The sequence below is a fragment of the Komagataeibacter nataicola genome, assembly GCF_003207795.1.
Classification (GTDB): domain Bacteria; phylum Pseudomonadota; class Alphaproteobacteria; order Acetobacterales; family Acetobacteraceae; genus Komagataeibacter; species Komagataeibacter nataicola.
Window position 1 is genome coordinate 1 of the sequence record NZ_NIRT01000037.1, and the last position, 19,145, is coordinate 19,145.

Annotated in this window: 26 protein-coding genes; 20 read left to right on the forward strand and 6 right to left on the reverse strand. The window is 43.0% G+C overall.

From position 1 onward, the window contains the following. The coding region (locus CDI09_RS14725; protein WP_249034036.1) for a terminase TerL endonuclease subunit at positions 1-1,202 on the forward strand (1,202 nt) is incomplete at its 5' end. A gap of 405 nt (positions 1,203-1,607) precedes the next feature. On the opposite strand, the gene CDI09_RS14730 is transcribed toward CDI09_RS14725, so the two are convergent. From CDI09_RS14730 to CDI09_RS14740, 3 genes are read right to left on the reverse strand one after another with little or no spacing between them, the layout of a single operon-like run. Further along, entirely contained in the window at positions 1,608-2,180 is a 573-nt protein-coding gene (locus CDI09_RS14730; RefSeq protein ID WP_110571376.1) for an AAA family ATPase, read from the reverse strand. Continuing rightward, positions 2,180-2,803: a hypothetical protein gene (locus CDI09_RS14735; RefSeq protein ID WP_110571377.1), complete on the reverse strand. Its 624-nt coding sequence runs from the start codon at positions 2,801-2,803 to the stop codon at positions 2,180-2,182. The genes CDI09_RS14730 and CDI09_RS14735 overlap by 1 nt, the downstream gene beginning before the upstream one ends. A gap of 36 nt (positions 2,804-2,839) precedes the next feature. Beyond that, a complete protein-coding gene (locus tag CDI09_RS14740) occupies positions 2,840-3,154 on the reverse strand; it encodes a hypothetical protein (protein ID WP_110571378.1) in 315 nt (104 codons plus the stop codon). A gap of 122 nt (positions 3,155-3,276) precedes the next feature. On the opposite strand from CDI09_RS14740, the gene CDI09_RS17825 reads away from it, so the two are divergent. The 9 genes from CDI09_RS17825 to CDI09_RS14775 all read left to right on the forward strand — a co-directional run bounded on the left by CDI09_RS17825 (position 3,277) and on the right by CDI09_RS14775 (position 9,010). After that, positions 3,277-3,588 carry a hypothetical protein gene (locus CDI09_RS17825; protein ID WP_146220897.1) on the forward strand — a complete coding sequence of 104 codons (312 nt, stop codon included), beginning with the start codon at positions 3,277-3,279 and terminating at the stop codon, positions 3,586-3,588. Positions 3,589-4,137: 549 nt separating this feature from the next. Further along, complete coding sequence (locus tag CDI09_RS17830; protein WP_146220898.1) at positions 4,138-5,580, forward strand: DEAD/DEAH box helicase family protein; 1,443 nt, start codon at positions 4,138-4,140, stop codon at positions 5,578-5,580. Beyond that, positions 5,577-5,813, forward strand: coding sequence for a hypothetical protein (locus CDI09_RS17835; RefSeq protein WP_146220899.1), 237 nt, complete (start codon positions 5,577-5,579; stop codon positions 5,811-5,813). The genes CDI09_RS17830 and CDI09_RS17835 overlap by 4 nt, the downstream gene beginning before the upstream one ends. A 21-nt stretch (positions 5,814-5,834) precedes the next feature. Then, the gene (locus tag CDI09_RS14755) at positions 5,835-6,305 is read left to right on the forward strand and encodes a hypothetical protein (RefSeq protein WP_110571381.1); all 471 of its coding nucleotides are present in this window, start codon (positions 5,835-5,837) and stop codon (positions 6,303-6,305) included. A 472-nt stretch (positions 6,306-6,777) separates the two neighbouring features. Further along, a complete protein-coding gene (locus CDI09_RS17840; protein ID WP_146220900.1) occupies positions 6,778-7,104 on the forward strand; it encodes a hypothetical protein in 327 nt (108 codons plus the stop codon). A gap of 38 nt (positions 7,105-7,142) precedes the next feature. Then, entirely contained in the window at positions 7,143-7,787 is a 645-nt protein-coding gene (locus CDI09_RS17845; protein WP_146220901.1) for a hypothetical protein, read from the forward strand. A gap of 218 nt (positions 7,788-8,005) precedes the next feature. Beyond that, positions 8,006-8,257, forward strand: a complete 252-nt coding sequence (locus CDI09_RS14765) for a hypothetical protein (protein WP_110571383.1) — start codon at positions 8,006-8,008, stop codon at positions 8,255-8,257. 35 nt (positions 8,258-8,292) lie between these two features. Further along, on the forward strand, positions 8,293-8,727 hold the full coding sequence (locus tag CDI09_RS14770; RefSeq protein ID WP_110571384.1) for a lysozyme: 435 nt from the start codon (positions 8,293-8,295) through the stop codon (positions 8,725-8,727). 34 nt (positions 8,728-8,761) lie between these two features. Then, positions 8,762-9,010 (forward strand): phage tail assembly protein, encoded by a 249-nt coding sequence (locus CDI09_RS14775; protein ID WP_110571385.1) that lies wholly within the window; start codon positions 8,762-8,764, stop codon positions 9,008-9,010. 331 nt (positions 9,011-9,341) lie between these two features. Here CDI09_RS14775 and CDI09_RS17850 read toward each other — a convergent pair whose 3' ends face one another. The 3 genes from CDI09_RS17850 to CDI09_RS14785 are packed head-to-tail and all read right to left on the reverse strand — an operon-like array spanning position 9,342 to position 10,357. Then, positions 9,342-9,791 carry a hypothetical protein gene (locus CDI09_RS17850; RefSeq protein WP_146220902.1) on the reverse strand — a complete coding sequence of 150 codons (450 nt, stop codon included), beginning with the start codon at positions 9,789-9,791 and terminating at the stop codon, positions 9,342-9,344. After that, positions 9,781-10,095 (reverse strand): HNH endonuclease signature motif containing protein, encoded by a 315-nt coding sequence (locus CDI09_RS14780; RefSeq protein ID WP_110571386.1) that lies wholly within the window; start codon positions 10,093-10,095, stop codon positions 9,781-9,783. The genes CDI09_RS17850 and CDI09_RS14780 overlap by 11 nt, the downstream gene beginning before the upstream one ends. Continuing rightward, a complete protein-coding gene (locus CDI09_RS14785) occupies positions 10,073-10,357 on the reverse strand; it encodes a hypothetical protein (protein ID WP_110571387.1) in 285 nt (94 codons plus the stop codon). Before CDI09_RS14785 ends, CDI09_RS14780 begins: the two co-directional genes overlap by 23 nt. A 98-nt stretch (positions 10,358-10,455) precedes the next feature. Here CDI09_RS14785 and CDI09_RS14790 point away from each other — a divergent pair, with 98 nt between their 5' ends. The 10 genes from CDI09_RS14790 (at position 10,456) to CDI09_RS17860 (ending at position 19,139) form a co-directional block, all read left to right on the forward strand. Continuing rightward, complete coding sequence (locus tag CDI09_RS14790) at positions 10,456-10,773, forward strand: hypothetical protein (RefSeq protein ID WP_110571388.1); 318 nt, start codon at positions 10,456-10,458, stop codon at positions 10,771-10,773. A 67-nt stretch (positions 10,774-10,840) separates the two neighbouring features. Next, positions 10,841-12,853, forward strand: coding sequence for a phage tail tip lysozyme (locus CDI09_RS14795; RefSeq protein WP_146220903.1), 2,013 nt, complete (start codon positions 10,841-10,843; stop codon positions 12,851-12,853). 54 nt (positions 12,854-12,907) lie between these two features. Beyond that, on the forward strand, positions 12,908-13,324 hold the full coding sequence (locus CDI09_RS14800; RefSeq protein WP_110571390.1) for an NAD synthetase: 417 nt from the start codon (positions 12,908-12,910) through the stop codon (positions 13,322-13,324). A 30-nt stretch (positions 13,325-13,354) separates the two neighbouring features. After that, positions 13,355-14,656 carry a phage portal protein gene (locus tag CDI09_RS14805; RefSeq protein WP_110571391.1) on the forward strand — a complete coding sequence of 434 codons (1,302 nt, stop codon included), beginning with the start codon at positions 13,355-13,357 and terminating at the stop codon, positions 14,654-14,656. Beyond that, positions 14,646-15,293 carry an HK97 family phage prohead protease gene (locus CDI09_RS14810; RefSeq protein WP_110571392.1) on the forward strand — a complete coding sequence of 216 codons (648 nt, stop codon included), beginning with the start codon at positions 14,646-14,648 and terminating at the stop codon, positions 15,291-15,293. Before CDI09_RS14805 ends, CDI09_RS14810 begins: the two co-directional genes overlap by 11 nt. A 53-nt stretch (positions 15,294-15,346) precedes the next feature. After that, the gene (locus tag CDI09_RS14815; RefSeq protein ID WP_110571393.1) at positions 15,347-16,786 is read left to right on the forward strand and encodes a phage major capsid protein; all 1,440 of its coding nucleotides are present in this window, start codon (positions 15,347-15,349) and stop codon (positions 16,784-16,786) included. Between the two features lie 70 nt (positions 16,787-16,856). Continuing rightward, positions 16,857-17,006 carry a hypothetical protein gene (locus CDI09_RS18285; RefSeq protein WP_170120502.1) on the forward strand — a complete coding sequence of 50 codons (150 nt, stop codon included), beginning with the start codon at positions 16,857-16,859 and terminating at the stop codon, positions 17,004-17,006. A 155-nt stretch (positions 17,007-17,161) separates the two neighbouring features. Continuing rightward, complete coding sequence (locus CDI09_RS14820) at positions 17,162-17,773, forward strand: head-tail connector protein (RefSeq protein WP_146220904.1); 612 nt, start codon at positions 17,162-17,164, stop codon at positions 17,771-17,773. Then, complete coding sequence (locus CDI09_RS17855) at positions 17,770-18,171, forward strand: phage head completion protein (protein WP_146220905.1); 402 nt, start codon at positions 17,770-17,772, stop codon at positions 18,169-18,171. The genes CDI09_RS14820 and CDI09_RS17855 overlap by 4 nt, the downstream gene beginning before the upstream one ends. 404 nt (positions 18,172-18,575) lie before the next feature. Continuing rightward, the gene (locus tag CDI09_RS17860; RefSeq protein WP_146220906.1) at positions 18,576-19,139 is read left to right on the forward strand and encodes a phage tail terminator protein; all 564 of its coding nucleotides are present in this window, start codon (positions 18,576-18,578) and stop codon (positions 19,137-19,139) included. The last annotated feature ends 6 nt before the right edge of the window (positions 19,140-19,145 follow it).

The following is a 19,145-nucleotide window of genomic DNA, read 5'->3' on the forward strand; positions in this document are numbered from 1 at the left end:
GCAGAAGATACGGCTGGGATCGGTCAAACGGGATGAAGCGGCTCATCGCGACACTCTACAGCCTTACCCCTTCACAGGGTACCCCAACCCGACAGGCTGTTAGGCCATTATGTGCCGATGGAAACCGCCTTGATGGGCTTAACATCTCGTGCGCAATCGTGGATGAACTCCACGCCATCAAAAAGCGCCTTGTATGGGACAAGCTCATAACCGGGGCAGGGAAGCGCCCTAGCACTTTGGTTATCGCCATCACCACAGCAGGCATGAGCCTGGAGAGCATAGGTTACGAGCAAAATTCGTATTGCCGTAAAGTGCTCAACGGCGACATAGATGCGCCGTCCTTTTGGGGCTGCATCTGGAAAGCGGACGCTGGAGATGACCCATATTGCGTGGAGACCTTGCGTAAAGCCAATCCATGTTGGGACGCACATCAGGATCACGAGCAGGTTCTTGCCACCATGGAAAAGGCAAGGCTCGTGCCAGCGGAACGCGCGGGCTATCTCACTTTACACCTTAATCAGTGGCTTGCGAACGGCGATTCATGGTTAGACTTGGATCGCCTGGTGCGTTGCCGCGATACCCTGAACATTGAGGATTTCAAGGATTTACCATGTTACGTGGGCATCGACATGGCCAAGGTCACAGATATGGCCGCCGTGGTTCAATGCTTTTACCGCGCAGACAAACTATACGTGTTCCCGCATTACTTTTTGCCTAGCGAGACCATAGCCAACAGCAACAACAGCCAATATCACCACTGGCAGGAGCAAGGGTACCTGCACTCAATTCCTGGCCCAATCATAGACCCCGGGTATGTCCTCAACTTTATCGAGGGCATATGTGCGGAATATGACGTTGTGACCTTGAACGCCGATCCCGCCTTGATGGATGGTGTGGCGATGCCTTTGGCGCAGGATGGGCAACCTATTGCGTGGGTTCCGCAAGCGTGGAAGCTATCAAAGGCGGCGAAGGCTTTGCAGTCCTTGGTCCTTCAAGAGCGCATCAGATACGAAAGCCCTGTATGGGAATGGAACGCGCGTAATGCTCGCGTTGTCACTGACAGAAATGAAAACATATATGTCTGTAAAGACGTGGTGAACAGCACCAACCTAATTGATGGCGTCGTAAGCTGTATCTTCGCCTTACATAGCTTAGTGCCATCATTATATGAGGGCAGCGGCACTTGGTATATTCCAGAATAAAAAAGGCATAATGTATGCCCTAATATGCCTCTAAGAGCGTCTAGGATGGCCGGACATAAGGTTTATAACTGTAGCTAGTGGCAACCACGCAAAAACTTGCAACGCTATCCACGGGCTTTAAACAGCGCATAATAACATATCAACTTATTTGATAAATGTTATCACAAAAAGAAAGACGTGGCGATTTTTGGAACATAAAGCTGTAGCTACAACGTTATGGAGATACACATGCTTTATGTTCTGGTTAATGGCACTGATATGGTTGTAACCCGCGTGGAGTTGTTCTTGCTGCAAGAGCAGGGTGAGGATGTGGTGATTTTAAACGAAGATATAATGTAGCTGTATATCCAGCTTGATGTAGCAACATATATTGAAAAGGGGGGAGCATTGCTCCCCCCTTTTCTGTTATTTCAGGCTTCGCTCCAAGTCTCGAAAGCTTCTACAGGCATCAACACAAGCATCCTTGTCGGGGTCGCTGGATACCAAGTGCTTTTTGATTTCATCTTTTGCCGGGAGATCCCACCTTACGAACTGGAAGCGGTCACGTAGCTTCTGATACTGACTATTGCCGGGGCGTTCATCATTTTCAGTCATAATCATCGCAATCCGGTCTTTATAATCACGCTTTTCGTCGCGATTATAAAATGACACGATTTGCTTCATTGCCGCCGTTGTCGCGGAATCAAGTTCATCAATGATGGCGACCTTACATTTTCCTGTGATCGTCATAAGGCGGAGTTGCGCCAGTTTACTGCTTATCTCGGCTGCTGTGTCCGTGCCTTGGATCAGGACAATATCGTTTGCCGAGTCCGTTGTTTCCGTGAGCTTCAAGGCTATCTGATACGCGGCGAAGGACTTTCCTGTTCCATGTGCGCCACACAACATGAGATGCTTATTGTCCCCACGCACAAACGCATCACATGCGTCTTTTGCGATAGTGGAGGGATAAAGAACCCCTCCAAGATCTAGCTTCGCCATTACGCCACCTTCCCCTTTTGCTTCGTGGATAGTGCATCAACAATGTTGTCATTGCCGGTGGCGTAGACATGGAGAATGTTGAGTTTGCCCGTCTTCTTGTTCATCATGGTCACGCACAGGGCTACATCCTCAGCCATATCCGTAGGCACATGCTTGCTGTCCAGTGCGGTTGCCATCAAAGGAGCCGCTTCCCACTTCGCCAGGTTCTGGGCAAAAATTGCCTTGGGGTCGTCCTTGACCTTGGTGCCTCCACTATATTTGCGCTTTATACCCGTCCACGTCATGGATACAATATCAGCAAGGAACTTTTGAAAGCTTGCTTTGTCCGTGATCCCCGTGTTTTTGAATACACGGCGGATTTCAGAGGGGATCTGTGCGTTATCAAAGTCACTGGATCTTATGAGAGCGCGGGCAATAAAGGTTATGGAAGGTGTTCCTTTCCTGAAGTTCGTTTTGCCCAATTCGTTTTCAAAGGCTTCCTTTACGGAATTGCTGGTTCCGTAAGAATATTCCCCCCAGAACTTCACAGCGGACTCAAGGTATTCCTTATACAAGTCCGCGTTGCTTGTGGTATGGGCCTTCATACGATCGCGAATATCGTTGAGGTTTTTCAAGTAATCCATGTCTATCTCCTGTTCTCTTATGACAGGGAAGCATTATTACTCCCCTGTTGGTTCTTTCTCGCGCTGTTTGGCGCTGGCACTTAACTTCCGTGATGCTTCAAGTAACAGTTCGTCATACATGCCTTGCTTGGCGTATATGATCGCTGCCGTAAGTTCGTCCTCTACGTCCTCTTCATCTTCGCAAGGTAAAACATCCCCAATGGGATAGACCCCGAACCTAAGTTGAATGGCGATTTCATCCCCGTAAGGGAAAGTCCAACGCCGTGCGTCTTTCTGTCCAATAAGCTGTAGTTGCTTCTGGCAACCTTTGATGAACTTGTCTCGTAGCTTGAATATTGCTCTGGTCGTCATGTTCTTGTTCCCACGTGGTGAAACGCTTATAGGACGTTAGATAACGCTAATGCAACGCTAAATTACGGTTGATACACGTGCAAAACGCATAGCAGAAATGCACATAACGATTGTTTGTCAACATGAACCTGATTAGCAATGACGAACCCGTACAAGCGTCATCTACTTCGGTATCTTTGGAACTCGCTACGCTCGTTCTTTGGTGGCTCTGTCATTCGCTTACGCTCATTCCGTCGCAAGCAATGAAAAACACCTTTATGGAACATACTGTAAATCACTTAGGACAAAGAAAATATAAACAAATGGAAGGCGAAGCGAAGTGGAGCTATCCATTTGTTTATATTTTGTGTAGTCCTTACGCGCTTCATGTAGGGAATGGAGAAGCGAAGCTTCGTAATGAGCAAATGAAGCAGCGCAAGCACCACAAAATATGATGGTGGTTATTTGTTGCTCATATATGGTTAAGTGTTACACATTGAAGCTTCGTGCGCTTCGCTTACTCACTTCAATGTGGCACGTAAGAATATACGAAAAACAAAAAAGTAATGGATTGCTCCACTTCGCTTCGCCTTCCATTACTTTTTTGTTTTTTCTCATTCTTACGTGATTTACAGTATTACGAGTTATGCGCGTGCTACGCACGGCACATAATACCGAGTACACTTTTTTAGTTATATTCTTTAGGGTAAATGTACGTATTCCAAACATACAAACATAATGTTCCTGATTAGATGACGCTTGTATTTCTACTTTATGTTTGACATTTTCCATAATTTTGCATAAAATAACAACATTAAGAGGGCAATAATTTACCTCTGATACTAAATAAAAGTAATGGAAGGCAACCGCAAACTGTTTTCCAAAACAGTAGAAGTTGTTTTCCAGTTCCTAGTTTAAATCATAAAAGACAAAAAGGTCTGGAGAACAACTTTGCGGTTGAGGTTCTCCAGACCTTTTTGTTTTTAAACTTAGGAATATCCAAAATGATAATTTCAACAATACCTTCCCTGCCAGGATCAGGGAAAACAGAAGTAGCAATCCAACACATCAAAAAGAACATCGCGCATATGACGGCGATAACGTATGTGGCTCCAACCATGAAGCTACTTGCTTCCATTAAGGAACGTCTCATTAGACAAGGGCTCAACCCTAACGATATTGCCGTTCTCGATTCATCCACGACAAAGGATCAAAACGTATCTGATAATATCCTTGAGGAAAGAGCTAACAGAACGAAGAAGCTTCATCTTATAACCAGCGCCAGCCTCGCAAACTTGGCAAATCATACATTTGATGACGATCTCATGATAGTTGATGAAGAACTAAATGCTTTGTCAACAGCGCACTATAATCTAGTAGAGCAATCATCAAAAATGATATTTTCAAAGTATGTTAATGCAAAAACTTGCTCTGTGGATGATCTATATAAACTAGAACTTGCAAACATATCAAATCTTGATAGAACAGATACGGTATACGAAAAAACATTCAAAGAACTTATCACAACATTAGAAACATCAAATCTCGATGTTTACGTTATCAAGAAGCAGTTTGATGATTATCTCAGTGGAGAACGAACAAACTTCATAACATTTGAAGTGCTATCACCTAATATATTCAAGGATGTAGGAGAACTACTTTACCTTGGATACGACATACAAAATACATTATCATCACTGATATACAAATCATCCCTTTATGATGTAACTTTTACAAAATCCGCACTTACGAAAGATCTTAGATTTCATGAATATACATCAAACATTATTATAAACTACTTTCTTGGTGACGAGAAAGGCAATCGTTCTGTTGGAAACGGACAGATAGAAAGTAATCCAGATGTGCCTAAAAAGGTAACGGCATGGATCAACGAAAACGTAAATGATTATCTTGTGATAGGATGGAACTACAAACCATCAAAGAAAGCAATATCCATTCCAAAGTTCAACAGTGACCTAGTGCTACCAAAAGTAAGCCACGGTCTTAATGAACAAGTATGGATGGAGAAAACATCCGTTGTTGTCATGTCAAACTTTAGAATGAGTATCGAGGATACTTTTTTAAAGATCCTTGGATACAAGCACAGGGAAGGTGACACCGGAAGGCATATTAACCTTGTCATACAGGCTATTGCTAGATGTGCGGTACGAAATAATCCACCATGTGACATTAACATCTACGTGCTGGATCAATTTACGGCTACCCGTGTCCAGGCGCAAATTGGTGGCTCCATAAACGAGATAGATCTCAAGATAGGGAAAACAAGGAAAGAGCCAAAACACAAAATGTCCGTGGAGGACAAGAAAGCCAGGGAACGCGATAGGGCAAAATATAACAGGCTCAAGCGTAAGGGATCACTAACACCAGCGCAGAAGATGGAGTTTACAAGGCTTTCGATGCTCTTTGCCAAGGGGGTAAAGGTATGAAGGACATTGCAGGATACTCCTACGATCCAAAGCTAGGATACTACCCCACGGAATTATGTGGGCTTCTCATGGAATGGAACTACGAGCAAGGAAACATTTTCAGCAAGAGAGAAGTTATCTCGCTTTCGCAAATAAGGCCAACAACAACACATTTGTTAAGGCAGACCGTTGTTAAAAGGTCAAAGCAAAAAGCATTTCAAAACAAAATATTCAAACTTTTTACAACAGAATAATTTTCAACAGGAAACATAATAATGAACTTAATAGAAAATTACTACTTACACGAAACTAATAAAAATATAACAATTCTCAAAGACTATCAAAAAGAACTTGAGAATGGATACACACTATATGATAGAGATAAGATAAACATCCTTCATATGGATGAATACATCACAACTTTTCATCATTCGTCATGTGTGAAAAAATCAGATATTTCAAATCATATCACGAACAGTATAGATAATATATATACTCTTATTGGAGGGCATTTCGATGTACGTTTTAAGAATGGTGATACTTTAGATTATGATTGCTTCTCAAATAACCACACTCTTGAAACAGAACACTTTGGATTGGAGTTGTTGTTGAGTAAAGATAAAGCTATATTATCTCCATTTTCGTATCTTGACGAAGATATTATGGAATTAGACGAAGATATAGTTTTTGATGACTACTATCAATTATCGGAAGAACAAATAACATACATAAAAATGAGATTTTAAACATGGAACATTTACTAACACCAACAGCAGAAGAAACCATTGTGCAGATGCTATATGCCGAGATCAGGGAAAAACTGTTGTCCCTGTATGGCGTAGAGGGGCAATATTCTGTCTCGCATTTAAGGATGAGCCTTACACTATCACGAGATAGGGACTTGGTGCGTCCGTGGCTCAAAAACACTGATCCTTCGTGGCTCTACAAAAACAGGAATAAGGAAGATTTCAAAGAGTGGGGAAAGCTATGGGCGCTTCGTAAGGAATTGAGGCGTATCCAGCATATACCCCATTATAAGGAACTTCTAGGGGAATGGGAAAGCTACAACATCCATTATGTGTTTCATGATTGCACATATGTGCCCTGCAATGGGATCAAGACCTACAAACCTGACAGAGACAGTGATATAACGTATTTTAGGCTATCGCATTAACAGGGAAAATCCTGATAGTAAAATATTTTGGAGTGGAGTTATAAATGAACATTTTCAGACAAAAGCATAAGAAGGTACATAGTGGTAATTATGATAAACTTTTATACAATTCAAAATACAGTAGTGGAACCTTAGAAAGGTATGCTGACGAGTTTCTTTTCGTATTTGATAAGCGTGGTGGACCGTCAAACATATATTACAGATTTGGGAATAGGTTTGTGTCATTGGGAGAACACAAGGCAGAATTATGTGTAAGAGAATATGGGCAAATTGTTCCAGATACGAAGTTTATCAAAGATTTTGAAGTTTCTAGTGACCTTTATGAATGGTTTGAGGACGAACTATTATTGGCAAAACTTATAGTCGATTAGGTCATATACCATCCTATGGATTGATAAAAAGAGATAATATGCGTAGATTTGAGATAATATCTTTTGGGTTGATTCTGTTTGTATGTTCTATCCTTATAGATCTCAGCATCAGAACTTTAGAAGCCGGGAAAACTTTTGAGTGGGGGCCACTGTCAGGTTGGGCCTCTGCTTTTGTGGCCCTTATTGCTGTAGGCTTCGCCTCTTTATCATATCGCAACTCAAGACGATCACTGGATGTATCGAATATGTCATATATGGCGAAAGTGATAGAGACCTTCGCCGATAGGGCAAATGAAACGATAGAGGAAGTAATAAAAAGCCAAGATATAGAAAAAAAAGAACATTTGATATTTCATTTTATATACGAAGTATATAAAATGGCTAAAATGGCAAGTGAAGATAAAAACAATATTGTTCTATTGTATACCTATCTTAGTAAAAGTTCAATACGTGAAATAGAAAATGGATTACATTTATATTCTTGCTATTCTGAAAAAGCTATTGAGTTAAGAAGAAATATACATAAGCCAACTAAAATAATGATATCAAACATATTAGAATTTTCGTATAAAAAACCTCTAAAAGAATACGAATTTGTTTTAGAATTATTTGTAGAAAGTAAATTGTCACCAAGAGGCAGTGTTTGTGTAGAGTCATTAAAAAAAGAGATGAATATTCAATAATACCCTTTTACATATACATGAAGCTCCTTATATCCCAACTTAACACGGGAAGGGGCTACATGGTGCTTGTAGCATCGCCAGGGCTTCCGCTACGGTTTCCTTGAGGTTATGCGATACATCACGCATGGAAACAAATCAGGAACAAAAATTCTAGCGTTAAAAAACATACGCGATCACCCTTAAATATTAAAATGTCCGTCGTATTTTAGGGGAGGTCCATGGATGACATTATAGCGTTGATCGCAAAAGCCGTAGCTGTTGGAGGGCCAGACGTAGTGATATGCCTGCTTCTCGGCTTCATATTTTATCTTCTCGTGACGATAAACAATCTCAACAAGAAACTAGACGAAAAGGACGAAGCATTTAACCGCCTTGTTCAAGAGTCTAATGAAAACTCTAAAGAAATGGCGAAAGCACTTTCGGAACTTAGAGTTACTATATCCGAGATAAACGGCAAACTATCAACATAACTAAATATCTCCGCCTTAAAAACGGAGATATTTCTATGAGTACCTTACCACCATATTTGATAACCCTTGTGGAGCAATCCGAAGGCTTACGCTTACAGGCGTATCAGGACTGTTGCGGGATCTGGACCATAGGATACGGACAGACAGGGCAAGACATCCATCAAGGCATGACCATAACCCTACAGGAAGCCCAGGAACGCTTACAGCTTACACTACAGGGCTTGTGGAGCGCCATCACGCAACACAGCACCGTAATCCTTGAGCCGTGGCAAACAGCGGCCTTGTGTGACTTCGCATACAACCTTGGCTTGACCACCCTTCTAAAGTCCACTCTTTGGAAATACGTGCAGCAGCAGGACATGGAAGCGGCGGCGCAGCAGTTCCACCTATGGGTATATGCCGCAGGAAAACCCCAGGCAGGCTTGATAGCCCGAAGATCACGAGAAGCCCTTATGTTTCTCGGTAAATAACAAAGTAACACTTTTATAAAAAAGGAATTTTAAAATGAAGACATTCAAGTTTCCAGAAATCGAGATTGACGGAAAGAAATACGATCACGTAGATGTAAGAAAGCCAACTTTCATGGAAAAGTATATTCCGCAAAAGAAGTGGAAATCGGTAAACCCAACTCCAGAAGAACTTATTGACTATCAGGCACAGGTAGCTTGTAAGGTTACAGGGCTTGCTGTTGAAACCTTTTACCAACTTCCAGCAGATGTAGCGGAGAAAATCATAGAATATTTTATGAGTTAAACCAACAATCACCTTATAATATTGTTGGTGACTTTGATATTGTTCCTGTTGAGAGCATAGAGAAGTTTGAAAAAAACATTATGAGTCTGATTCTTTTAAACGGATGGACAAGCATACATCATGACGATCCTTACGCAATATGGAATGTTCCACTAGATCAACTTGTAATGTGGTTTGACGTAACAGAAGAATACCAAATGAAAAAGGGAAGCGTATAAAAACGCTTCCCTTTTTTCATGACCACTGTTCTGCCATGGCAGCGGCGATCCCTTTGTATGTCCTTGCACGATCTGTAGCGCGGTTTATCCCCGGACCCAAGCGATTTTGTCCGCTATCTGTTTGGTTGCGTAGTGTTATTTTCTGCATGTTCAACGGTCGCATTATGAAATACAGGGATTAACTTCTCTCGTATAATTTTTGAACTAAAAGTCAGCAATAACAAAAGAATAGGTATTGAAACAAGAAAGCTCATAACTTTCACAAAATTATTATTACTTTTAATGTATTTTCCAAATATAAACAAAACACCTTCTATTATAAAAATACCCGTTACAGCGGACAATAATGTAGACATTATCAACCATAAAGAAGCCACATATGGGTCTCGCGTTTTTTCTGCTATATAATATGCTGCGGATGTTGCTACAATCCAAGAAGATATTTTGAATACTTTGTCTGCGAAGTTATATACAATGTTGAATCTGGGGAAATGTGTTTCGTTTTTTTTGTTATTTTCTGGCATATAATGTATCCTATAAAATTTGCCTGCATCATAATCCATTTTTTCCATTTGCGATAGTCTCTGTATAGGTTTTCTTCGCGTGACAACTCTTGCAAAGCACTTGAAGATTGCTTTCGTCAAATTTCAAATGCGGGACCTGGCACAAAGGCACAATGTGATCCACTTCTAGCTTTTCGATGTTGTATTTGCCGTCCCTCAAGCATTCTTCACAAAAGAAATGCCTTTGCCTGTATGCCTTGGAGAACTTTCGCCATGCTGTATCATAAGACATGTGGCGTAATTCTTTTGTATCGTTTGTCTTTATCTTGGCTGTTGGGACTTTAACCTGCTTTATTTTCTTCATTATACATATCCCTAACTTGCTGAATCATGCTTATTATCTCCCTTCCTGATTTGCTCTTGTTGACAAGGCAAACGTATGTGGTGAGCATCATTTTCAGTAAGTTGAACGCGGGATTGCTGCCCTTGCTCATAAGCAAGGTATACATTTTGATGTAATCAGGATTACAGGCGTAAAGTAGTATCATATCATCGGCGGACAACACGCCGCTTGTGGCAAGTCTCTTTATTTCTAAGGCTATCAAAGCGAGTATATCTTTATCCATTTTTATTTTCCTTTTAAGGGTATTATCAAGTGTATTTACGAAAAACACTAAATAAAGCGTAAGCAAAACTTACGCACATTTAAAAAGGAAACATAAAAATGGAACAAGAAATACAAGATTTTTTCACAGCACTTATTAACAACACCAGCGAAAAATATCGCAAGATACCTACTGATATTTGCCGCAATTACGGATACAGCGAGACGTTGACCGTCAAACAGGCGGAGTGGATTGAGACTGCCTTAAAGAGAACTAAGGCTTTGCGCGGCATTGCAATCCCTGCCGAGATCCAGAGGGAAATGGATTACGCCCTTGATGATTCTCCACCCGTGGAAGTGACGGAAGAACTCAAGGAAATCATCTTTGAAGAACTCGCGGAAGCAGTTTCTCGTATCATTGACAGAATACACAAGTAACAAAAAAGGCGCATACATTGTATGCGCCTTTTCTCGTTAAATACTCTAAAACATTGGAGTATTTTATATGGCATCTAACGGGAACTATTCTATAACAGTTGGAGTTACAGATAAAGCAACGAACGCACTTGCCAACATCAACAAACAGCTTGCCTTGTCACAGCAGCCATTCAACAGGCTACAAAGGCAGGTGCAGCAGTTTAACAAGCTATCTGGGTTAAAGAACCTAAGAACAAAGTTTATACAACCCGTGGAAAAGGCGGGCAAGGCGTTTGCTGGCATCTTTGGGCTAGGGTCTATCTCTGGCGTTATCGCCATGACAAGGCAATTTGCGATGCTTTCCAACGAGATCCAGCGCGTAAGTGCGGGGCTTGGGATCAGCACCACGAGATTACAGCAAATGCGCGGAGCAGGTCTCCTGCTAGGCACAGGCGGTATTTCCTTGGAACAAGCAACTACAAAGATCCAAGACAACAACGTAGCGATGCGTTTTGGCGGGGATGGCGACCTACAGACCATCTATAACCGCCTGGGGGTTACATATCGCGATTCAGCGGAGAAGATCAGGGACCGCGTTCTTGATTACACGAGCCAGCACCTAAAGGCCGGGGATGTGGACCCTGCCATTCTCAGGCAAATGTCTCAACGTATGTTGGGCACCACGAACTTTATGGGGATGGATTCAAAGCGGGTCCATACAGCCGAGAACAGGGCAAGATTTCTAGGGCGCTACAACGAGGACAACGTAAAGAACGCCAATAAGCTCAGGGAATCATATCAAGGCGTCCTGACAGCCGTGAACGGGGTTACGCAAACCATCATAAGGCGATTGTCCCCAAAGCTTTCTCCGCTTTTGGATAAGTTCGCAAACTGGCTTGCGGGTCCACAAGCGGACAAGATGATTAACGCACTCGTGGATGGCGTGGCACGCCTGGCACAATGGCTTTCGCGCGTGGATTGGCAAGGCATCGGGAAAAGCATCTCATATTGGTATGAGAAGATAGGTGGCTTCAAAACCATTATTGCCGCGCTTATCGGCCTCAAACTCGCCAGTTGGCTAGGGTCCGCCCTCACCATTGGGTTTTCACTTCTCAAGGTGTTCACCAGCTTCGGGAAGCTATCGTTTTTCAGCAAAATGACGGGGTTCTTGAACGCGAAGCCGGGGAAGGGGCTTTTGACCTTCTTTGATGGCCTTCTGGGGAAGCTAGGCAAGATTGCCGTTGCCCTTGGCTTGATAAAGTCTGCCTATGATCTGTTTCAAGACAGCAAGATCAAAGACACAGTGGACCGTGACACAGCTTACGGAAAAACAGCCGGGGAAGCCGCTGGCGGCGCAACAGGTGCCCTTCTTGGCTCAGTGGCAGGGCCAGCGGGTACCATTGTGGGTGGTATGGCAGGTTCATATCTGGGCGGCAAAGTGGGGGGCGTCTTTGGAAACTACTTCGCCGGGGAAGGCAGATCCCATGACAAGCTATCCAGCGACGAACGCCAGCAAAGAGCCGCGTTCCTAGTCAGCGCCGCCATGAAGGATGGATACAGCCGCAATGCTGCAATGGGCATTATGGGGAACATCGCGCAGGAATCAGGGTTTGATACCGGGGCCAACGGCGATGGTGGAAATGCCTTTGGTTTGGGGCAATGGCACCGTGACCGTGTTCTACAAATCCTAAAAGGCACAGGCATTGATGTGCGTAAGGCTGGATACGAGAACCAAGTTAAAGCTTACCTTTGGGAAATGAAGCATGGAGACACAGGGGCACAAAAAGCCCGTAACATGCTTCTTACAAACCCAAACATGTCCATCTACAACGCGGCACAGACCGTTTCCAGCTTGGATGAAAGACCCGCAGACCGTTACGGAAAGGAAGCCAGCATAAGAACGCAACAGGCCATACAGTATCAAAACGACAACTTCAACAGGCTTATTCAACATAACCTTGATATGAACATCAATGTTAATGGGAACACGCCAGCAACCACATCTACTTCACTTAAAACTGATAGTAGAAGTGGATTACAGATTAACACACCGAACATCAACAATAGAACAACGTCTAGCGTTGGCAACAACCTACACTAACACCTAATGGAAGAATCCATGTGTCCATAAATATCCTTAAAAAAAGGACTACTTATGGACACATGGATTCTTCCATTAGGAATTACAGAGCAGGACGTTTTAAAATATCAAGGCTTCACTTATCTAATAACGAACCTCATTACGGGGAAAAAATACATTGGAAAGAAGGTCACTCATTTCACGAGAAAGAAGAAGGTCAAGGGCAAAGTGAAGCGCATCAAATACGAAAGTGATTGGCGCACCTACACGGGATCATGCGCGGAACTCAATGACGACATACAGACCTTTGGCGCCTCAAATTTTAGGAAAGAAATCCTAAAACTACATACCTCAAAGTCCGCCATGAACTACCATGAAATAGAGATACAAATAAAAAACAACGTTCTTAGAGCAACAGATAGTGCAGGAAACTACGAGTTCTATAACAGAAACATACTAAGACGATATTTCCGTAACAACATCGGTAAATAAAGGGAGAATATTTAACGGAGCAAAACATATATGGGATTTTTTAACAAGAGGGAGATTATCAAAAAAGAGCCTACCATAGATACAAAATCAGCAGCGATCACAGAACCATCCATCTCATTAAGTTTCTTCCCAGGTTTCGGGGGAACAACTGCCAGTGGTGTTTCTGTTACAAATCAAACTGTTTTACAGCTATCAGCAGCTTATGCCTGTATAAACTTCATATCAACAGACATTGGGAAAATACCTCTCCATTTACAAGTGGAAGATAATGGAGGATGGAAAATAAACAAAAAACATCCACTGACACGAGTTCTAAAAAAGCCTAACAAGAGAAACACTCTAGTTACCCTTTTACAACAGGTCGTGTTTTCTTTCCTGATAAGTGGAAATGGTTACATCGTAATCATTCGTGCACCGGACGGAACACCTATAAAGCTGATCCCCGTTGATGATTGGGCTTGTAATGTCCAAGAACTAATGAATGGTGACAGGATATACACCGTTACTTCAAAAATGCTTATGGATGAAAAAACCTCTTTTTCAAATGAAGACGGTATAACAAGAACCATAAGAGAGGAAGATATTATACACATACAGAACAATAGTCTGTATTGTAACTACATTGGCCTTAGTCCCATACAAATGGCATCAGAGGTATTTGGCCTCGGTCTTGCCGCACAAGAGTCCGCAGCGAGAGCATTTCAAAACGGGTCATTCTTCCAAGGCTATCTAAAGGTCAGTGGCACAGCCAACAAGAACAAGACAGCCGAGATTGCCGAGAACTGGAACAGGGTATCACAGTCCGTAACCAACAGCGGGAAAACGCCAGTGGTGCCAGCGGACGTGGAATATGTGAATACCGGGGCTTCTCCATCGGACTTACAGCTTTTGGAATCACGTGAGCAAATCACTAAAGAAATTGCCCGTATGTATAAAGTGCCGGGTCATAAGCTTGGATTCAATGAATCTGACAAAGCTGCAAATATGGAACAGCAAGAGCGAGCATATATTGGCGATGCCCTGGAGACTATTACAAGGCAATTTGAAGAACAGCTTGATACGAAAATGCTGTTTGATGACGAATTAGGAAAGCTTCGCTTCAAGTTTGACTTCTCGAAGATGATACAAGCCGACCAACTCCAACGTTATCAATCATATGCCATTGGTATCACCAACGGGTTCCTAAACCAAGACGAGGCAAGGGAACTGGAAGGCCGCGCACCATTGCCAGATGGCGAAGGGCAAGTGTTCCACACACCAACATACACAGCACAACAGGACGGCACAGGAAGCCATAACATAACAGATTCAGGGGAAAAGGATGGAGACTAATTTTTACACAATAAAGGGATTCAAGGAGAGAATAAACGAGAATCAAGACGTTAAAAACGCGGTTATAACTAAAGATTACGAGATCTTATCCAGTGAGAACGGATCTACATTTACTATCACAACAGACGCTAGTGATAGAGAATACGATAGCATAAGCGCCGATGGCCTTGACATTACTAACTATCTAAAAAATCCCGTGGTCCTTTGGGGCCACGATGCTTCACAGCTTCCCATAGGGAAATGCGTAAACATCGAGCAAGTGCAAAACGGATGGCAGGCAACCGTTGAGTTTGTGCCTGGCGACTATCCCGCGATCGGTGACAAGGCGGAAGCCATTAGAAGATCCATCAAAGATGGTTTTCTCAGTGCCGTAAGCATTGGTTTCATTCCATTAGAATGGGACTTCAACGAGGATGGTGGACTTAATATTACGAAGTCCGAGCTTACAGAGTTCAGCATTGTAAGCATTCCATGTAATCCGCAAGCCCTTGTGGTCCAAAGAACTTTAAATACCGAAGAACAACCACTTGCACCGGAACATGTCGAGGACGAGCCTTTATCAGATAAAGAGAAACAAAAAGCATTGCGAAAGAAGCGCATTTCTTTGGACTTAGCCGTATTAGGCATCAGTAACTAAATAAAACGTAACAATTTCCAACTTATTTTATATAATCAGGAGAATAATTTTAGATGGCATTTTCCATTAAAGAACTAAAAAGAAAGGTTTCACAGCACAAGTCAAGACTAAAAGAACTAGCTGACGAAATATGTGATGCCGATGAAAAAGACGAAGATTCCAGCGATCTTACTAACGAATTTGATGAACTAAAGGCAAAAATTGCCAAGCTAGAAGAAAATATCAAGCGTAAAGAGGAAGCAGAGGAAAACTCTATTGACGATGATAAAGACGAAGATGAAGTAGCAGACGAAAAGCTACACACTCCAACCATCGTAAAAGGTCAAATTGGCGACAAACTTAACCCCGCTTTTGGTCTTGGTCGTAAAGCAGTTCTTGGAGCATTAAACAAAACCAAGGGTTACGATCAAGCAAAGAAGATCTTCTCAAACACATTCGGCGTAAAAGAGTATGAGCAGAAGATAAAAGATCTTTCTTCAACTTCACAGCCATTGGTAGCGCCAGAATACAAGGGCTTCATTGAACTTGTAAGAGCAAAAACCGTTATCCGTGACATTGCCAATATTATTGACATGTCTACAAATGGCAACGTTTCTATTCCTCGTGCTATCGCTGGTTCTACCGCAGAATGGGTAGGTGAAGGTCAGATCATTCCATCCAGCGCACCAGACTTCGATACCGTAAACCTACTTTGGAAAAAGATTGCTGTTACTTCTAGCATGACCAAAGAACTAGCAATGTTTGGAGCTTTTGATGTAGCACGTTATGTATCCGAAGATTTGGCAAGACAGCTTGCGATTGGTGAAGATGCTTCACTTATCAACAACACCTCAAGATCAGAAACATCTCCAAATGGTTTGATGGGATACACTACAACAAGCGGAAACGTGCTTTCAGCAACCAAGAATGATTTTGCGTCCATTAACCAAGCACTATACGGAGCACTTTCTTTCATCCGTGGCAAAAACTTCTCTGAAAACCTTGTATGGATCATGCCTGTTCAAACAGAACTTTTCCTAAGAAGCGTTTCCACTGATTTGGGTATCTACCCATTTGCAGACCAAATGGACAGAACTGGAAAATTATTTGGTGCCGAAGTAAGAAGCACAAACTTGATTCCAACCAACAAAGGAACCGGAAATAACGTAGGTTCTATATTCCTTGTTGATCCTAACTACCTACAATTTGGCACGGCTTCTTCACTAGAATCACAAGTCACAGATGTTGGTTCACTAAGCGATTCAACAGGTAAGGTAACAGCTAATGCTTACGCACAAGACTTGATCTTGTTCAAAGTTACAGAAAGACTTGACTTCCAGCTAACCTTGGATAACGCAGCTTTCCGTATCGACGCAACAGCATGGGCACTTAACCCAGATGGTTCCGTACCATACAACACACAGAATCCTAACTATGCAGGTTCTGACGCTTCTGGAGCAAAGGGTAAAACAAACCCATCCTCTGGAACCAGCACCACTACAACAGGTTCTTAATACGGAACAAAACGTAAACAATGACAGGGAAAGGGGCACTTTGATGCCCCTTTTTCTTTAGGAGCACAGAATGACATTGGATAACACACAAGCCCCTAACTACGAGGGATCGCAAGCAAGCGGAGCAAAGGGGAAACCTAAGCCCACAGACTTAAATACAAACGACACTTCAAGCGAAGGAGAGACAGATGACGATAAAAATAACAAAGAAGATCAATGACAAGCTAGACGTAGGGACAATCACCACGTTGCCAAAGTTGGTATGCGAAAAGCTTATCAGGGAAGGCAAGGCCGTAATCGTGAAAAGCGGCGGCACAGATATGGTGACAAAGTAAGATGCTCACAGATACCATATCACAAGACATTCTATGTCCCGTGTCCACCAGTGATCTACAAGCCTTTGTGGCCTGCATAGATCCCGCACAGCAGCCCCTTATCGCGAGCCTGGGGCAAGCGGCCACCAACATCATTGAAGGGTATCTAGGGGACTACGTGCAGCAACGTAGCGTGCGCTGGATACTCTCTCGCGGTGAGAACGAAAAGACGCAGGCGTTCTTTGCGTCCTGGCTCTCTAGCCGCTCTTTCATCTCCTATGGCTTCAATGCCGTTGCGGGCCAGTGGATCGACTTTCCAACAGCCGCACAGTCAGTAGAGAACGTCACCCTTGGCGTTTGGGGGATGGATGATTGGCCATTGGTGATGGGGCAGGATTATGCCGTTGACCTCATGACAAATCCCGCACGCATGAGCATCACCTATAACCTGGCGGTGCAGGACTACTTTACGAACTTCTCACATCTGGAAGTGGATTACACCGGCGGCATCGCTCCAGCAGGATCATGCCCACAGACCATACAACTCGCCATCAAGATCCTAACCAAGAACCTTTTTGATAACAGAGGTGCATCAGGTACGGTGCTGTTTGACGATGCCATAAAAGGCTTGCTGGTGAATTACCGCCGTATCGGCTTTGGGGGTGCTGGATGATAAACCCCAAGGAATTCAAGAGACTTATCACCTTTTACGATACTGCCAGCGTTCCAAACATCGCCACAGAGCAAGGCGGCATGACAGAGACGCTCACCAATCCGCGCCAAGAATATGGTGCTTTGTATGCCCTTAATCCCATGACCGTTGTTAATGGCGTACAAGATAACATCAGGGAATCAACCCATATTCTCACTACTAGATATAGAAAAGATCTTACATCATTCACGGACATAACAACAATGATCCTTGATAACGACATGACAACAAGAACCGAAAGATATAGCGTGAATGATATACAGCTTGTTGACCAAGAAAACAGATTCCTTGTTTGCCATCTAACTTTGCAGGAACTTAACTTTCAAGGGAGTGTAGATGCTACAAATCCAAGTCAATGAGGTCATGCTTAAACTCAATATGAAGCCTCTAAAACGAGAACTAAGGATCATCGCTCAAGAGGTAAAACAGAAAATACGGACCCTGTTGAAATCCTCTACACCAACAGGGTCCGTTAGAGGCTCACATACAGCATCCGCGCCGGGGCAACCCCCATCCTTGATTGATGGCCTTCTAGCAAAGGCAATTACGTACAAGATCAAGGGAAACAGAGTCACCATCACCGATGGAGCGTATTACGCCCTATTTCTCAACAATGGTGCCGTGCACACGGGATCTACCCACAAAGGGGACATTTTACCCCGCCCTTTCATGTCCGTAGTTCTGGACGACATGAAGAATGACATAACCAAGAGAATAACTAGAGCCGTGATGGAAGGTATCACCACTAAATGAAAGGAGTAATATGGGAACATTCACAAGTCCTGTAGACGTAGCACAACAGATAGACTCACAAAGCAAAATATTTGTTAAAAACCAAGTAGGGCTAGAAGCGGAACTTGCACGTCTTTTAGATGAGACTGCCCTTAATCCTACGTCACTTCCATTTGCTTGTGTCATTTTCACCGGCACAGATGTTGAAGAAAACAGATCACTTACAAGCGTTATCACCACACAAACATTGTCTTTTGGCGTGTTTGTTGTCCTCGACAACAGGGCAGACAACACCGGCGGTACCGCGCAGCAAATCAACTATACGACATGCTCCATGGATTTGCGCTCATGCCTCTGTGGATGGGTGCCAAGTGACCGTGCATTAAGCCCAGGCATCACGGGGGGTTCTGGCGAATACGTCAAAATGACCGCCTCCAGAATCGTATACAAGTTTGATTTTGAAGTAACAGAGCAAATACTACCCGAAGATGGGTTCAGCGTAGATTACGATCCATTAACAGAAATGGACATTGAAGGCGACTATTACAAGGACGGAGAACTTGTTGATAAAGAACAAGTGACCATAACTAAATAACATAAA

Coding starts and splice junctions, on each gene's coding strand:
- CDI09_RS17835 (WP_146220899.1), top strand. CDS start 5,577: ATGAAGGACATTGCAGGATACTCCTACGATCCAAAGCTAGGATACTAC.
- CDI09_RS17860 (WP_146220906.1), top strand. CDS start 18,576: ATGGGAACATTCACAAGTCCTGTAGACGTAGCACAACAGATAGACTCA.
- CDI09_RS17825 (WP_146220897.1), top strand. CDS start 3,277: ATGAACCTGATTAGCAATGACGAACCCGTACAAGCGTCATCTACTTCG.
- CDI09_RS14730 (WP_110571376.1), bottom strand. CDS start 2,180: ATGGCGAAGCTAGATCTTGGAGGGGTTCTTTATCCCTCCACTATCGCA.
- CDI09_RS17850 (WP_146220902.1), bottom strand. CDS start 9,791: ATGGATTATGATGCAGGCAAATTTTATAGGATACATTATATGCCAGAA.
- CDI09_RS14800 (WP_110571390.1), top strand. CDS start 12,908: ATGGACACATGGATTCTTCCATTAGGAATTACAGAGCAGGACGTTTTA.
- CDI09_RS17855 (WP_146220905.1), top strand. CDS start 17,770: ATGATAAACCCCAAGGAATTCAAGAGACTTATCACCTTTTACGATACT.
- CDI09_RS14755 (WP_110571381.1), top strand. CDS start 5,835: ATGAACTTAATAGAAAATTACTACTTACACGAAACTAATAAAAATATA.
- CDI09_RS17840 (WP_146220900.1), top strand. CDS start 6,778: ATGAACATTTTCAGACAAAAGCATAAGAAGGTACATAGTGGTAATTAT.
- CDI09_RS18285 (WP_170120502.1), top strand. CDS start 16,857: ATGACATTGGATAACACACAAGCCCCTAACTACGAGGGATCGCAAGCA.
- CDI09_RS14785 (WP_110571387.1), bottom strand. CDS start 10,357: ATGGATAAAGATATACTCGCTTTGATAGCCTTAGAAATAAAGAGACTT.
- CDI09_RS17845 (WP_146220901.1), top strand. CDS start 7,143: ATGCGTAGATTTGAGATAATATCTTTTGGGTTGATTCTGTTTGTATGT.
- CDI09_RS14815 (WP_110571393.1), top strand. CDS start 15,347: ATGGCATTTTCCATTAAAGAACTAAAAAGAAAGGTTTCACAGCACAAG.
- CDI09_RS14770 (WP_110571384.1), top strand. CDS start 8,293: ATGAGTACCTTACCACCATATTTGATAACCCTTGTGGAGCAATCCGAA.
- CDI09_RS17830 (WP_146220898.1), top strand. CDS start 4,138: ATGATAATTTCAACAATACCTTCCCTGCCAGGATCAGGGAAAACAGAA.
- CDI09_RS14765 (WP_110571383.1), top strand. CDS start 8,006: ATGGATGACATTATAGCGTTGATCGCAAAAGCCGTAGCTGTTGGAGGG.
- CDI09_RS14810 (WP_110571392.1), top strand. CDS start 14,646: ATGGAGACTAATTTTTACACAATAAAGGGATTCAAGGAGAGAATAAAC.
- CDI09_RS14790 (WP_110571388.1), top strand. CDS start 10,456: ATGGAACAAGAAATACAAGATTTTTTCACAGCACTTATTAACAACACC.
- CDI09_RS14795 (WP_146220903.1), top strand. CDS start 10,841: ATGGCATCTAACGGGAACTATTCTATAACAGTTGGAGTTACAGATAAA.
- CDI09_RS14805 (WP_110571391.1), top strand. CDS start 13,355: ATGGGATTTTTTAACAAGAGGGAGATTATCAAAAAAGAGCCTACCATA.
- CDI09_RS14735 (WP_110571377.1), bottom strand. CDS start 2,803: ATGGATTACTTGAAAAACCTCAACGATATTCGCGATCGTATGAAGGCC.
- CDI09_RS14740 (WP_110571378.1), bottom strand. CDS start 3,154: ATGACGACCAGAGCAATATTCAAGCTACGAGACAAGTTCATCAAAGGT.
- CDI09_RS14775 (WP_110571385.1), top strand. CDS start 8,762: ATGAAGACATTCAAGTTTCCAGAAATCGAGATTGACGGAAAGAAATAC.
- CDI09_RS14780 (WP_110571386.1), bottom strand. CDS start 10,095: ATGAAGAAAATAAAGCAGGTTAAAGTCCCAACAGCCAAGATAAAGACA.